Origin of the sequence: Arthrobacter sp. NEB 688 (genome assembly GCF_013201035.1) — a bacterium.
GTDB lineage: Bacteria > Actinomycetota > Actinomycetes > Actinomycetales > Dermatophilaceae > Phycicoccus.
The window spans coordinates 2,694,661-2,709,087 of record NZ_CP053707.1; the positions used below are offsets into that span (position 1 = coordinate 2,694,661).

The 14,427-nt window shown below is 73.0% G+C and carries 13 protein-coding genes; 10 read left to right on the forward strand and 3 right to left on the reverse strand.

Going from position 1 to position 14,427, the window contains the following annotated elements:
• Nucleotides 1-69 precede the first annotated feature (69 nt).
• From yajC to HL663_RS12655, 5 genes are read left to right on the forward strand one after another with little or no spacing between them, the layout of a single operon-like run.
• Entirely contained in the window at nucleotides 70-348 is a 279-nt protein-coding gene (gene yajC, locus HL663_RS12635) for a preprotein translocase subunit YajC (RefSeq protein WP_173028709.1), read from the forward strand.
• A gap of 1 nt (nucleotide 349) precedes the next feature.
• Nucleotides 350-2,155: a protein translocase subunit SecD gene (gene secD, locus HL663_RS12640; RefSeq protein ID WP_173028710.1), complete on the forward strand. Its 1,806-nt coding sequence runs from the start codon at nucleotides 350-352 to the stop codon at nucleotides 2,153-2,155.
• Nucleotides 2,152-3,315 (forward strand): protein translocase subunit SecF, encoded by a 1,164-nt coding sequence (secF, locus tag HL663_RS12645; protein WP_173028711.1) that lies wholly within the window; start codon nucleotides 2,152-2,154, stop codon nucleotides 3,313-3,315. The genes secD and secF overlap by 4 nt, the downstream gene beginning before the upstream one ends.
• A gap of 5 nt (nucleotides 3,316-3,320) precedes the next feature.
• Nucleotides 3,321-3,854, forward strand: coding sequence for an adenine phosphoribosyltransferase (locus HL663_RS12650; protein WP_173030158.1), 534 nt, complete (start codon nucleotides 3,321-3,323; stop codon nucleotides 3,852-3,854).
• A gap of 20 nt (nucleotides 3,855-3,874) precedes the next feature.
• Nucleotides 3,875-6,196, forward strand: coding sequence for a RelA/SpoT family protein (locus HL663_RS12655; protein ID WP_173028712.1), 2,322 nt, complete (start codon nucleotides 3,875-3,877; stop codon nucleotides 6,194-6,196).
• A gap of 27 nt (nucleotides 6,197-6,223) precedes the next feature.
• On the opposite strand, the gene HL663_RS12660 is transcribed toward HL663_RS12655, so the two are convergent.
• Complete coding sequence (locus HL663_RS12660; protein ID WP_173028713.1) at nucleotides 6,224-7,585, reverse strand: DUF349 domain-containing protein; 1,362 nt, start codon at nucleotides 7,583-7,585, stop codon at nucleotides 6,224-6,226.
• Between the two features lie 2 nt (nucleotides 7,586-7,587).
• Nucleotides 7,588-8,403 carry a peptidylprolyl isomerase gene (locus HL663_RS12665; RefSeq protein WP_173028714.1) on the reverse strand — a complete coding sequence of 272 codons (816 nt, stop codon included), beginning with the start codon at nucleotides 8,401-8,403 and terminating at the stop codon, nucleotides 7,588-7,590.
• Between the two features lie 72 nt (nucleotides 8,404-8,475).
• Between HL663_RS12665 and HL663_RS12670 the strand changes: the two genes are divergently transcribed.
• Both HL663_RS12670 and hisS read left to right on the forward strand, forming a co-directional pair.
• The gene (locus HL663_RS12670; RefSeq protein ID WP_173028715.1) at nucleotides 8,476-9,177 is read left to right on the forward strand and encodes an MBL fold metallo-hydrolase; all 702 of its coding nucleotides are present in this window, start codon (nucleotides 8,476-8,478) and stop codon (nucleotides 9,175-9,177) included.
• Nucleotides 9,174-10,523 carry a histidine--tRNA ligase gene (hisS, locus tag HL663_RS12675; RefSeq protein ID WP_173028716.1) on the forward strand — a complete coding sequence of 450 codons (1,350 nt, stop codon included), beginning with the start codon at nucleotides 9,174-9,176 and terminating at the stop codon, nucleotides 10,521-10,523. The genes HL663_RS12670 and hisS overlap by 4 nt, the downstream gene beginning before the upstream one ends.
• A 126-nt stretch (nucleotides 10,524-10,649) precedes the next feature.
• Here hisS and HL663_RS12680 read toward each other — a convergent pair whose 3' ends face one another.
• A complete protein-coding gene (locus HL663_RS12680; RefSeq protein ID WP_173028717.1) occupies nucleotides 10,650-11,261 on the reverse strand; it encodes a hypothetical protein in 612 nt (203 codons plus the stop codon).
• 125 nt (nucleotides 11,262-11,386) lie between these two features.
• Between HL663_RS12680 and ald the strand changes: the two genes are divergently transcribed.
• The 3 genes from ald to HL663_RS12695 all read left to right on the forward strand — a co-directional run bounded on the left by ald (nucleotide 11,387) and on the right by HL663_RS12695 (nucleotide 14,426).
• Entirely contained in the window at nucleotides 11,387-12,502 is a 1,116-nt protein-coding gene (gene ald / locus HL663_RS12685; protein ID WP_173028718.1) for an alanine dehydrogenase, read from the forward strand.
• A 38-nt stretch (nucleotides 12,503-12,540) separates the two neighbouring features.
• Nucleotides 12,541-13,482, forward strand: a complete 942-nt coding sequence (gene xerD / locus HL663_RS12690; RefSeq protein WP_353654101.1) for a site-specific tyrosine recombinase XerD — start codon at nucleotides 12,541-12,543, stop codon at nucleotides 13,480-13,482.
• 128 nt (nucleotides 13,483-13,610) lie between these two features.
• A complete protein-coding gene (locus tag HL663_RS12695) occupies nucleotides 13,611-14,426 on the forward strand; it encodes a ParA family protein (RefSeq protein WP_173030160.1) in 816 nt (271 codons plus the stop codon).
• The last annotated feature ends 1 nt before the right edge of the window (nucleotide 14,427 follow it).

A 14,427-nucleotide genomic window follows, 5' to 3' on the forward strand; every position in this document is an offset into this window, starting at 1 on the left:
CCGGTGCTCCCGGGCCGACCCACTGTTCACCACAGCGCGGGGGACCCCCGCTCCGAAGGACCAACTCCGATGTCTTCCGGCTCCGGCTCCGGCCTGACCTACCTCCTGATCCTGGGACTGCCGTTCCTCCTCCTCGTCTGGATGTTCTTCACCCAGCGCAAGCGCGGACAGCAGGTCCAGGCCCTCCAGGCCTCCCTCGCCGTCGGGGAGGAGGTCGTCACGACGTCCGGTCTCTACGGGACCCTCACCGCCCTCGACGACCGGGTCGCGACGCTCGACGTCGGGAACGGGGTCACGCTGCGGTTCGACCGCCGGGCCATCGGGATGCGCGCGGGAGAGGTGGGCTGACGTGGCGAGCACCGCACCGCGCACCGCGGCCCGCCGGGCCCTCATCGCGCTGACCGTCCTCGTCGTCGCCCTCGGTGGCGTCCTCACCGGCTCGGTCGTCTGGGGCGACGGGCAGACCACGCCGAAGCTCGGCCTCGACCTCGAGGGCGGCACCCAGATCATCCTCGAGCCGCGGGTCACCAACGGCCAGGCGGTCTCCGCGGAGTCGCTGGCCCAGGCCCGCGACATCATCGTCCAGCGCGTCGACTCCAACGGCGTCTCCGGCGCCGAGGTGACGACCCAGGGCGAGAGCAACATCGTCGTGAGCATCCCCGAGATCCCGACCCAGGCCGTCCGCAACGCGATCAGCCAGTCCTCGCAGATGCAGTTCCGCGCGGTCCTCGCGATCGGCTCGGGCATCCCGGTCCCGACCGGCTCCCCGAGCGCCGCGCCGAGCGCGTCGGCGAGCGGGTCCGCCTCGCCCTCGGCCTCGCCGTCCGCCGGCTCCACCGCCTCGCCGGCCCCCAGCGCCTCCTCGACGCAGAACAGCGCCGTCAACGAGGCGCTGACCGCCGCCAGCCCGAGCCCGAGCCCCAGCGGCTCGGCCTCCGCGAGCGCCTCGCCGAGCGCGAGCCCCAGCCCGAGCGCGAGCGGCAGCGGCTCCGCCGCGCCGAGCGGCCCCACCGACCTCGCGTGGATCACCCCCGAGGTCCAGCAGGCCTACGACGCCCTGAACTGCGCCGACCCGAAGGCCCTCGAGACCGTCCGCGACGTCGCAGCCGAGCCGCTCGTCACCTGCTCCGAGGACGGCTCGACCAAGTACATCCTCGGCCCGGTCGCCGTCTCCGGCGACAAGATCACCGACGCCACCGCCGGCTACCAGAGCAACCCGCAGGGCGCCGTCACGAGCACCGTCGAGATCGCCCTCACCTTCAACAGCGAGGGGGCCCGCCAGTACGCCGACATCAGCCGCACGATGGTGGGGCTGCCCTCGCCGCAGAACCAGCTCGCCACCGTCCTGGACTCGCGCGTCATCGTCGCGCCGCAGTTCAACGAGGCCATCCCCAACGGCCGCGCGAGCATCACCGGCGGCTTCACCCTCGCCGGGGCCAAGGAGATCGCCGACCAGCTGAAGTTCGGCGCGCTGCCGCTGTCCTTCGAGGAGCAGTCGAGCGTCGACATCAGCCCGACCCTCGGTGGGGAGCAGCTGCGCTACGGCTTCGTCGCCGGCCTCATCGGCCTCCTGCTCGTCGTCGTCTACTCGCTCTTCCAGTACCGGATGCTCGGCTTCGTGACGATCAGCTCGATCGTCGTCGCCGGCCTGCTCACGTACCTGGCGATCACGGTGCTCGGCTGGGCGCAGAACTTCCGCCTCGACATGGCCGGCGTCACCGGCCTCATCGTCGCCATCGGGTTCACCGCCGACAGCTTCATCGTCTACTTCGAGCGGGTCCGTGACGAGCTGCGCGAGGGCCGCTCCCTCGCCAGCGCCGTCGAGACCGGGTGGAACCGCGCCAAGCGCACGGTCCTCATCGCCGACGGCGTCAACTTCCTCGCGGCGATCGTCCTCTACCTGCTCGCGAGCTCGAGCGTGCGCGGGTTCGCGTTCACGCTCGGCCTGACGACGCTCATCGACCTGCTCGTCGTCTTCTGGTTCACCCACCCGCTGCTCACGCTCCTGACCCGGGTGCCGTTCTTCCGCGACGGGCACCGGTTCTCCGGGCTCGACCCGCGCAAGCTCGGCGCGAAGAAGCGCAGCTACGCCGGTCGCGGCCGGTTCACCCCCGTCGAACCCTCCGCCCCCGCCACCGAAGGGAGCCGCGCGTGAGCACCTCGTTCTCCGACTTCGGCAACGACCTCTACACCGGCAAGCGCTCGATCCCGGTCGTCGCCAAGCGCCGCTCGTTCTACCTCGGCTCGCTCGTCCTCATCGTCGTCGCGGTCCTCGGCCTGACGGTGCAGGGCCTCAACCTCGGCCTCGAGTTCCGCGGCGGCTCCGAGTTCCGCATCGCGACCGGCTCGACGCCGAGCGACTACGAGCAGACCGCCCGCCAGGCCGTCGGCGCCGCCGAGGACGCCAGCGGCGTCAACGTCACCCTCGTCGGCACCAACACCGTCCGCGTCCAGACCGAGAAGCTGACCGACACCGACAGCCAGCAGGTCCGCGGCGAGCTCGCGCAGGCCTTCGGGGTGCCCGAGGAGAACGTCAGCGCGACGTTCATCGGGCCGTCCTGGGGCGCCTCGGTCAGCGGGCAGGCGCTGCGCGCGCTGCTCATCTTCCTCGTCGCCGTGGTCATCATGCTGAGCATCTACTTCCGCAACTGGAAGATGGCGGCCGCCTCACTCGTCGCGCTCGTCCACGACCTCGTCATCACCGTCGGCATCTACAGCCTGAGCGGCTTCGAGATCTCGCCGGCCACGATGATCGGCTTCCTCACCGTCCTCGGCTACAGCCTCTACGACACCGTCGTCGTCTTCGACAAGGTCCGCGAGAACACCAACGAGGCGTTCGCCAACGGCCGGATGACCTTCGCGCAGGCCGCCAACCTCGCGGTCAACCAGACGATGGTCCGCTCGATCAACACGACGGTCATCGGCCTGCTGCCGATCGCCGCGGTGCTCGCCGTCGGCTCGGTCTTCCTCGGCCCCGGCGTGCTCGTCGACCTCTCGCTCGTGCTGTTCGTCGGCATCCTCGTCGGCGCCTACTCCTCGATCTTCATCGCCACCCCGGTCCTCGTCTCGCTGCGACGCAACGAGGAGAAGGTCGTCGACCTCGAGAAGCGCGCGCTGCGCCACCAGACGAAGAAGGCCAAGGACGCCGGCGAGGCCGTGCCCACCTCCGGCGACGCCGCGGCCCCCGCGGCCTCGGTCGCGGCCGGCCAGGTCGACCGCGTGGAGGGGGCGACCCTCACCGGCCGCACCGTCCACGAGTACGCGCGCTCCGGCCCGCGCAACCAGCCGCGGCGCACCCCGAAGTCCAAGCGGTGAGCGCGCTGCCCCACGGCGGCGTCGACGAGGTCGTCGCCCGCTCGCTGCGCGACGTCGCCGACTTCCCGAGCCCCGGGGTCGTCTTCAAGGACATCACCCCGCTGCTCGCGGACCCGGTGGCCTTCGCCGAGGTCATCGGGGCGCTGGCCGACGGCCGGCGCGGCGAGGTCGACCTCGTCGCCGGGGTCGAGGCCCGCGGCTTCGTCGTCGGGGCGGCCCTGGCCCACGCGATGGGCGTCGGGTTCGTGCCGGTGCGCAAGGCCGGCAAGCTGCCCGGCGACACCGTCGCCGCGTCCTACGACCTCGAGTACGGCTCGGCGACCATCGAGGTCCACGCCGACGCCGTGCCCGCCGGCTCGCGGGTCGTCCTCGTCGACGACGTCCTCGCGACCGGGGGCACCGCCCTCGCCGCGTGGGAGCTGCTCGAGCGCGTCGGCGGTCACGTCGTCGGCTTCGACTGCGTCGTCGAGCTCGCCTTCCTCGGCGGGCGCGAGCGCCTCGGTGCCCGCGAGGTGCGGGCGCTGCACGTCGTCGCCTGACGCGCGACTAGACTCCCGGCATGGCGGAGCACACCACAGCCGCCACCCCGGGGAACAGCGCTGCCGGGGTGGGGTCCCGGGCGCGGGCGCGGGCCGCCCTCGCGCGGGTCGGGCGCAACCGCCCGCCGAGCAACCCGGTCCTCGAGCCGCTGCTCCAGACGGTCCGCAGCACCCACCCCAAGGCCGACATCGGGCTCGTCGAGCGCGCCTACGCCGTCGCCGAGCGCGCCCACCAGGGGCAGAAGCGCCGCAGCGGCGACGACTACATCACCCACCCGCTCGCCGTGACGACCATCCTCGCCGAGCTCGGCATGACGCCGACGACGCTCGCGGCCGCGCTCCTGCACGACACGGTCGAGGACACCGCCTACAGCCTCGAGGCGCTGCGCCGCGACTTCGGCGACGAGATCGCGATGCTCGTCGACGGCGTGACCAAGCTCGACAAGGTCACCTACGGGCAGGCCGCCCAGGCCGAGACCGTCCGCAAGATGGTCGTCGCGATGGCCCGCGACATCCGCGTCCTCGTCATCAAGCTCGCCGACCGCCTGCACAACGCCCGCACCTGGCGCTACGTCAGCCAGGAGAGCGCGCAGCGCAAGGCCAAGGAGACGCTCGAGATCTACGCTCCGCTGGCGCACCGGCTCGGGATGAACACGATCAAGTGGGAGCTCGAGGACCTCTCGTTCCAGACCCTCTACCCGAAGGTCTACGACGAGATCGTCCGGCTCGTCGCCGAGCGCGCCCCCGCCCGCGAGGAGTACCTGACCCAGGTGCGAGACGAGGTCGGCTCCGACCTGCGCTCGGCCAAGCTCAAGGCGACGGTCACCGGCCGCCCGAAGCACTACTACTCCGTCTACCAGAAGATGATCGTCGGCGGCCGCGACTTCGACCAGATCTACGACCTCGTCGCGGTCCGCGTCCTCGTCGACACGGTGCGCGACTGCTACGCGGCGCTCGGCGCCCTCCACGCGCGGTGGAACCCGGTCCCCGGCCGGTTCAAGGACTACATCGCGATGCCGAAGTTCAACATGTACCAGTCGCTGCACACGACGGTCATCGGCCCCGGCGGCAAGGCCGTCGAGATCCAGATCCGCACCCACGACATGCACCGTCGGGCGGAGTACGGCGTCGCCGCGCACTGGAAGTACAAGGAGGACCCCAACGGTCCCGCGCCCGGCGCCCACGCCCGCGACGGCCAGACCGGCCCGGTCAACGACATGGCCTGGCTGCGCCAGCTCCTGGACTGGCAGAAGGAGACCTCCGACCCCGGCGAGTTCCTCGAGTCGCTGCGCTTCGAGATCACCGCGAGCGAGGTCTACGTCTTCACGCCCAAGGGCCAGCTCGTCGGCCTGCCGGCCGGCGCGACGCCCGTCGACTTCGCCTACGCCGTCCACACCGAGGTCGGGCACCACTGCATCGGGGCGCGCGTCAACGGGCGCCTCGTCCCGCTCGAGAGCCGCCTCGACAACGGCGACGTCGTCGAGGTGCTCACCTCCAAGGCCGACTCCGCCGGCCCCTCGCGCGACTGGCTCTCGTTCGTGCGCTCCGCCCGCGCGCGCAACAAGATCAAGCACTGGTTCACCAAGGAACGCCGCGAGGAGATGATCGAGGAGGGCAAGGAAGCCCTCGCGAAGGCCATGCGCAAGCAGGGCCTGCCGCTGCAACGGCTCACCTCCGTCGAGTCGCTGACCGGCGTCGCCGAGGAGCTGCGCCACCCCGGCATCGACGCGCTCTACGCCGCGGTCGGGGAGGGGCACGTCAGCGCCCAGCACGTCGTCTCGCGCCTCGTCGCCTCCGTCGGCGGCGAGCAGGGCGCCAGCGAGGACATCGCCGAGGTCGCCTCCCCGGTGCTCAGCCGGCCGCGCTCGCGCCGCTCGGGCGACCCCGGGGTCGTCGTCAAGGGGATGTCGGACGTCTGGGTGAAGCTCGCGCGCTGCTGCACGCCGGTGCCCGGCGACGACATCCTCGGCTTCGTCACCCGGGGCAACGGCGTCTCGGTGCACCGCCGCGACTGCACGAACGCCGACTCGCTCCTCGCGCAGTCCGACAAGATCATCGAGGTCGAGTGGGCGCCGACCTCGGCGAGCCTCTTCCTCGTCCAGCTCCAGGTCGAGGCGCTCGACCGCTCGCGCCTGCTCTCGGACGTCACCCGGGTCATCTCCGACCACGGGGTCAACATCCTGTCGGCGTCGGTGCAGACCTCGCGCGACCGGGTGGCCATCCTCCGGTTCACCTTCGAGATGGGGGACCCGGGCCACCTCGGGCACGTCATCCGGGCCGTGCAGAACGTCGACGGCGTCCTCGACGCCGAGCGCGTCACCGGCGGGCGCCGGGACCACTGAGGTCCGCGGCGCCCCGCCGGTCGCGGGTCAGCCGCCGAACTCGTCCAGGCCCGCGCGGGCCTGGTCCAGCCACTGCTGCTGGGAGGCCAGCCGCTCGCGGGCCGCGACCGCCTTGCGCTCGTCGCCGGAGGCCTCCGCCTTCGCGACGTCGGCCTCGGCCTTCGCGACGGCCGCCTCGAGCTGCTCGGCCATGCTGCGCGCCCGGGCCGAGAGCTCGGGGTTGGTGGCCTTCCAGCGCTGGTCGTCGGCCTCGCGGACCGCGGTCTCGACGCGGCGCATCCGCTTCTCGACGCGCTCGATGTCGCCGCGCGGGACCTTGCCGGCGGCCTCCCAGCGGTCCTGGATGCCCCGCAGGGCCGTCTTGGCGGCCTCGAGGTCGGTGACCGGGAGCAGCGCCTCGGCCTCGACGAGCAGCTCCTCCTTGACGGCGAGGTTGCCGCGGAACTCCTCGTCCTCGGCGGCCGAGACGGCGTCCTTCGCGGTGAAGAACGCGTCCTGGGCCGCCCGGAAGCGTTCCCACAGGGCGTCGTCGTCGCTGCGGCTGGCCCGGCCGGCCTGGCGCCAGCGGTCCATCAGCTGCTTGTAGGCGCGGGCCGTGGGGCCCCAGTCGGTGCTCGTCGAGAGCGCCTCGGCCTGCGCGACGAGCGACTCCTTGGTCGACTTCGCGTCGGCCCGGGTGGTCTCGAGCTCGGCGAACCACGAGCGCCGCGCCTTGTCGAACGCGTTGCGCGCGTGGCTGAAGCGCTGCCAGAGCGCGGTCTCGGTGGGCTTGTCGAGCTTGACGTCGCTGCGCTGGTGGGTCTTCCACTCGTCCAGCAGGGCTCGCATCCGCTCGCCGCTCTGCTTCCACTGCGTGCTGCCCGGGGGCTGCGCGGCGATGGTCTCGGCCTCGGCGACGACGGCCTCGCGGCGGGCCGCCGCCTCGGCGCGCGCGGCCCGGCGCTGCTCGGACTCCGCCGAGCGCTTGGCCTCGAGGCCGGCCTCGACCCGCTCGACGACGGCGTGCAGGGCGGGCAGGTCACCGACGACGTTGGCCTGCTCGAGGTGCTCCTGGAGCGTCTTGAGCCCGTCGGCGACCTCCTTCGCGGAGACGTCGGGGATGGCCAGGCGCGCCTCGAGCAGCGTGGCGGACGCGGCGAGCTCGTCGTACTTGCGGGCGAAGTACTGCAGCGCCTCGTCGGGCGTGGCGCCCGGGTAGGAGCCGACCTCGCGCTCCTCGTCACCGACGGTGACGAAGACGTGGCCCTCGTCGTCGACGCGCCCGAAGCGGGCGGACTCGGAGTGCTCGGGCACGGCGGCGGGCGGCGCCGCCGGCCGGGGCGCGACGCGCTTGGCGAGCGCGGCCGGCGAGGGCACGGCGGGACGGGGTGTGGGCTGGTCCTCGGACACGGTCAGGACTTCTCCTCGGTGACAGCAACGCTGAGGATGCTGATCGGTGCGGCAGGCGATCCGTCGTCCGGGGAGCTCGTGTTGGGAGCGACCCCTTCGGCGGCGACGCGGTCGACGATATCCAACCCGGAGGTGACCGTGCCGAACACGGTGTACCCGTCGGGGTCCGGGAGGCTCGAGTCGCCGTACACGATGAAGAACTGGCCGCCGTTGCCCTCCTTCGGGTCCTGGGTCCGGGCCATCGCGAGCGTGCCGCGCGGGTAGGCGCCGTCCTGGGGGGCGTTCTCGACGCCGAAGCCGTAGCCGGGGCCGCCCTGGCCGGTGCCCGTCGGGTCCCCGCACTGGAGGACCTTGAGGCTCTCGGCGGTCGTCAGCCGGTGGCAGGGGGAGTCCTTCCAGTAGCTCTCGCGAGCGAGCTGGAGGAACGAGGCGACGGCCTGGGGGGCCTTGGTGCCGTCGAGGCGCACGACGATGTCGCCGCAGTTGGTCGCGATCGTCGCGTCGAAGACCTTGCCGCGCGCGGTCGTCGCGTCGGGCAGGGTCAGCTCGGCCTTGGTGCCGAGCGGGCTCGGCGGCGGCTGGCAGCCGGCGACGACCGTGGCCGGGGTGTTGTCGCTCCCGGGCGTGTCGCCCCCGCCGCCGTCCCCGCGCCCGACGGTCACGGCGAGCACGCCGACGATGCCGAGGACGACGACGACCACCCCGACGACCGCCACGAGGCGCTGGAGACGGGCCCGGTCGCTCTGCCGCTGCGACTGCCTGGCCTGCTGCTTCTCCCAGCGGCGGCGAGCCCGCGCCCGCTCCTGCTTCTTCGTCACCCGTGGTCCTTCGTCGTCGTCGTCGATCGCCAGCGGCGCCCAGTGTAGGCACGGCGCCGTTAGGCTCGCCGGGTGCTCGCCGTCGCGTTCCCCGCCGCCGCCTTCGCCACCAACTGCTACGTCCTCGCGACGGGCCCGGGGGAGGAGTGCCTCGTCGTCGACCCGGGCATCGGCGTCGAGGACACGCTGCGCGAGGTGCTCGCCGAGCACCGCCTGCGCCCGGCCGCAGTGCTGCTCACCCACGGCCACCTCGACCACGTCTACTCGGTGACCCCGGTCTGTGGCGGCGACACCGCGGCCTACGTCCACACGGACGACCGCTACCGGCTGGACGACCCGCTGTCGACCATCGACCCGGGCACCCTGGCGATGATGGAGTCCCAGTTCGGGCAGCGGGCCACCTGGCGCGCGCCCGAGCGCGTGCTCGAGGTGACCGACCGCCAGCGCATCGACCTCGCCGGCCTGCCGCTGGAGGTGCTCCACGCCCCCGGCCACACCGAGGGCTCGGTGATGTTCGCCCTCGACACCGTCCCGGACGGCCTGCCCGCCGACGAGGGCCTGGACCGCACGGTCGTCTCCGGCGACGTCCTCTTCGCCGGCTCCATCGGCCGCACCGACCTCGCCGGCGGCGACGGCGCGGCGATGCAGCGCTCCCTGCGCGACGTCGTGCTGCCGCTGCCGGACTCCACGCTCGTGCTCACCGGGCACGGCCCGGCGACGACGATGCGCCGGGAGCGGGCGAGCAACCCGTACCTGCGAGGATTGGACGCGTGAACGCTCCCGCCCAGAAGGTGACGCCCATCTCGGGCTTCCCCGAGCTCCTGCCCGCCGAGCGGCTCCTCGAGCTGCACTTCCTCGACACCGTCCGCGAGGTCTTCGAGCTGCACGGCTTCGCGCCGCTGGAGACCCGGGCCGTCGAGCCGGTCGAGCGCCTGCTCGGCAAGGGCGGCGACGCCGACAAGGAGATCTACGGGATCCGCCGCCTCGCGGGCGAGGACACCGGCAAGGAGTCCGACCTCGGGCTGCACTTCGACCTCACCGTGCCGTTCGCGCGCTACGTCCTCGAGAACGCCGGGAAGCTCTCCTTCCCGTTCCGCCGCTACCAGGTGCAGAAGGTCTGGCGCGGCGAGCGCCCGCAGGAGGGCCGCTTCCGCGAGTTCACCCAGGCCGACATCGACGTCGTCGACGTCGGCACCCTCGCGCCGCACTTCGAGGCCGAGATGCCGCTCGTCATCGCCGAGGCCTTCCGGCGCCTCCCGGTGGGGGAGTTCCGCATCCAGGTCAACAACCGCAAGGTGCCCGAGGGGTTCTACCTCGGGATCGGCCTGACCGACGTCGCGGGGACGCTGCGCGTCGTCGACAAGCTGGCGAAGATCGGCCCCGAGAAGGTCGCGGCGCAGCTCGTCGAGGCCGGGGCCACCGACGAGCAGGCCCGGCTGTGCCTGGCGCTGGCCGGCATCCGCAGCGAGGACACCTCGTTCGTCGAGGCGGTGCGGGCCCTCGGGGTCGAGCACCCCGTGCTCGACGAGGGGCTCGAGGCGCTGGCCGCCGTCATCCGCGCCGGCCTCGAGCAGGCGCCGGGGACGCTCGTCGCCGACCTCTCGATCGCACGCGGCCTGGACTACTACACCGGCACCGTGTACGAGACCCAGGTCGTGGGCAACGAGGAGTGGGGCTCGGTCTGCTCCGGCGGCCGGTACGACTCGCTCGCCTCCGACGGCCGCACCACCTACCCCGGTGTCGGCATCTCGATCGGCCTCTCGCGGCTCGTGCACCTGCTCGTCGCCAAGCGCGGGCTGACGGCGAGCCGCTCGACCCCGGCCGCCGTGCTCGTCGCGGTCGTCGACGAGGAGACCCGCTCCCGCTCGGTCGCCGTCGCCGCCGCCCTGCGCGCCCGGGGCGTGCCCTGCGAGGTCGCGCCGAGCGCGGCGAAGTTCGGCAAGCAGATCCGCTACGCCGACCGCCGCGGCATCCCGTTCGTCTGGTTCCCGGGTGCCGGCGAGGACGGGGGCGACCAGGTCAAGGACATCCGCTCCGGCGACCAGGTCGACGCCGACGCCGGCGCGTGGGCGTGCCCGGAGGCCGACCTGTGCCCGGGCATCGTCACCCGCGAGGGCTGACCCCACCCGCGAGTCACTCGCGTATCGGGTGACCCGATACCGCTGCGCTTCACCCCGGAACGGTTCCGGGGTGAAGCGCGCCCGTATCGGGTGACCCGATACTCGTGAGGTCCGGACCGGGCAGGGTCAGCCGACCGGCGGCGGGCGCAGGCCCACGTCCCGCAGCTCGAGGACGGCGAGGGCGCGCACGACCTCGGGGTCGCCGCGCCGCCACGCCCCGGCCGGGTCTGACGAGATCCGCGCGAGGCGCGTCATCGGCTGGTTGGCCATCGCCCGCAGCGCGAAGAGGTCGAGGTCGGGCGCGCCGTCGACGAAGCGCTGCGCCGCCGTGGCCCGCCGGACGAAGCGCACCCGCACCACGAGCCACAGCCCGACGACGAGCACGATCGGCGTGAGGGCCGTGACGAGCCCGAGGACGGTCGCGAAGCGCTCGACCGCCCCGACGAGGTCGCGTCCGGCGGAGGAGAACTGGTCGCCCACCCCGGCCGCCGACCGGAACGGCGCCGCGATGCGGTCGTCGAGCAGCGGCAGGTCGTCGACCGAGCTGCCCGCGGCGTTCATCCGGTCGGTGAACCCGGTGCCCGCCGCCTCGAGCCGGCGCCCGGGCTCGGCGAGCCCGAGCGTCGCGTCGTGGACCCGCTGCGCGACCCGGACGCAGAGGTACACCCAGGCGACCACGCCGACGTCGGCGAGCACCTGGACGGTGCGGCGGGCGGGGAGGTCGCTGTAGGGCTTCACGCTGGTCTCCTGCGGTGTCGGGGGCCGGTCCGGCTCGGCACTAGACTTCCACCGCACTCCCGTCGGGGTGCGCCACCACGGGCAGCGTCGCCCGGGGTCATCGACACGAGACAGGGCTGGTATCCGTGAAGGTCGGCATCCCCACCGAGGTCAAGAACAACGAGTTCCGCGTCGGGATCACCCCCGTCGGCGTGCACGAGCTCGTCCGCCGCGGGCACGAGGTCCTCGTCCAGAAGGGCGCGGGGCTCGGCTCCTCCATCACCGACGACGAGTACGTCTCGCAGGGCGCGAGCATCGTCGACTCCGCCGACGACCTCTGGGGCGCGTCGGACATGGTCATGAAGGTCAAGGAGCCGGTCGCCGAGGAGTACCACCGCCTCCGCGAGGGCCTGACCCTCTTCACCTACCTCCACCTCGCCGCCGACGAGCCGCTGACCCGCGAGCTCGTCGAGAAGAAGGTCACCTCCATCGCGTACGAGACCGTGCAGCTGCCCTCGGGCCTGCTGCCGCTGCTCTACCCGATGTCCGAGGTCGCCGGCTGCCTCGCCCCCCAGGTGGGCGCGCACTCGATGATGAAGGCGCAGGGCGGCCGTGGTGTCCTCATGGGCGGCATCGGCGGCGTCGCGAACGCCAAGGTCGTCGTCCTCGGCGCGGGCGTCGCCGGCCAGAACGCGGCGAACATCGCGCTGGGCATGGGCGCCGACGTCACCCTCCTCGACACCGACCTCGACAAGCTGCGGATGAGCTTCTGGCGCTACGACAACCGCGTCGCGCAGATCGCGTCCTCGGCGATGTCGGTGCGCGAGCAGGTGCTCCAGGCCGACCTCGTCATCGGCACCGTCCTCATCCCGGGCGCCAAGGCCCCGAAGCTCGTCACCGACGAGATGGTCGCGCAGATGAAGCCGGGCTCGGTCCTCGTCGACGTCGCCATCGACCAGGGCGGCTGCTTCGAGAACTCCCGCCCCACCACGCACGCCGAGCCGACCTTCCAGGTCCACGACTCGATCTACTACTGCGTCGCGAACATGCCGGGCGCGGTGCCCCACACCTCGACGTGGGCCCTGACCAACGCGACCCTGTCGTACGCCACGAAGCTCGCCGACCACGGCTGGCTCGAGGCCTCGCGGGCCGACCGCGCGCTGGCCCTGGGCCTCAACACGCACGACGGCCACATCACCTACGGGGCCGTCGCCGACGCCTTCGGGATGGACAGCATCACGCTCGACGAGGCGCTCTCCTGACCCAGGACGCCCCCACGCCGACGGCCCGCCCCACCCCCGTGGGGCGGGCCGTCGACGCGTGGCTGACCCACCTCGACGTCGAGCGCGGCGTGTCGGCCAACACCCTCGCCGCGTACCGCCGGGACCTGGCCCGATGGAGCGCGCACCTCGCCGCGGCCGGCGTGCAGCGGCCCGAGGACGTCACGCAGGCGCACGTCACCCACTTCCTCGCCGGGCTGCGCGAGGGCGACGACCACCACCCGCCCCTGGCCGCGTCGTCGGCCGCGCGCACCCTCGTCGCGGTGCGCGGCCTGCACCGCTTCCTCGCGCTCGAGGGGGTGCTCGACGCCGACCCCTCGCGCGACGTCACCCCGCCGCGCGCACCGGACCGGCTGCCCAAGGCCATCGCGCTGGCCGACGTCGAGCGGCTGCTGGAGGCCGCCTCGCTCGGGGACACCCCGGCCGCGCTGCGCGACCGCGCGCTGCTCGAGGTGCTCTACGGCACCGGGGCGCGCATCTCGGAGGCCGTCGGGCTCGACGTCGACGACCTCGACACCGACGAGGGAGTCGTCCGGCTGCGGGGCAAGGGCGGGAAGGAGCGCATCGTCCCGCTCGGGTCCTACGCGGCCGCGGCCCTCTCGGCGTGGCTCGTGCGCGGCCGCCCGGTGCTCGCCGGGCAGGGGAGGGGCACCCCGGCGGTCTTCCTCGGCGTGCGCGGCGCCCGGCTCTCGCGGCAGAGCGCCTGGGCGGTGCTGCGGGCCGTCGCCGACCGCGCCGACCTGCGCGGGCACCTCTCGCCGCACACGCTGCGCCACTCCTTCGCCACGCACCTGCTCGAGGGCGGCGCGGACGTCCGGGTGGTCCAGGAGCTGCTCGGCCACGCGTCGGTGACGACGACCCAGATCTACACGCGGGTCACCGTCCAGCAGCTGCGCGAGGTCTACGCCCAGAGCCACCCGCGCGCCCGCCGAGGCGCAACCGGCGGCCCCGCCGCACGCTGATAGGGTCGACACCGATCAGCGAGAGGCTGACCGACGCACGAGAGGGACCGGGGAGTACACAGGTGGCGGAGACCGAGGCGGCGTTCCAGATCCGCATCGACGGACAGGTCGGGCCCACCGGGCGCCCGATGCCCGACTTCCCCCAGCCCGCCCCGCTGACCGCCCACGGGCCGGCGCGCATCATCGCGATGTGCAACCAGAAGGGCGGCGTCGGCAAGACGACGACGACCATCAACCTCGGCGCGGCCCTGGCCGAGCTCGGGCGCAAGGTGCTCCTCGTCGACTTCGACCCGCAGGGCGCGCTCTCGGTCGGCCTCGGCATCCCGACGCACGACCTCGACGTGACGATCTACAACCTCCTCGTCGAGCGCGGCCTCGACGTGCGCGACGTCATCAAGCACACGAAGGTCGCCAACCTCGACGTCGTGCCGGCCAACATCGACCTCTCCGCCGCCGAGGTCCAGCTCGTCGGCGAGGTCGCCCGCGAGCAGATCCTCGCCCGGGTGCTGCGCCCGGTCCTCGACGACTACGACGTCGTCCTCATCGACTGCCAGCCCTCGCTCGGGCTGCTCACCGTCAACGCCCTCACCGCGGCGCACGGCGTCGTCATCCCGCTCGAGTGCGAGTTCTTCGCGATGCGCGGCGTCGCCCTGCTCGTCGAGACGATCGAGAAGATCATCGACCGGCTCAACCCGCGCCTGACCATCGACGGCATCCTCGCGACGATGTACGACGGGCGCACGCTGCACTCGCGCGAGGTCGTCGCCAGCGTCGTCGAGCACTTCGGCGACCGGGTCTTCCACACCGTCATCTCGCGGACCGTCAAGTTCCCCGACGCCTCGCTCGCGGCCGAGCCCATCACGACGTACGAGTCGGCCCACAAGGGCGCCGACTCCTACCGTCAGCTGGCCCGCGAGCTCATCGCGCGGGGCGGGGCGGCCTGAC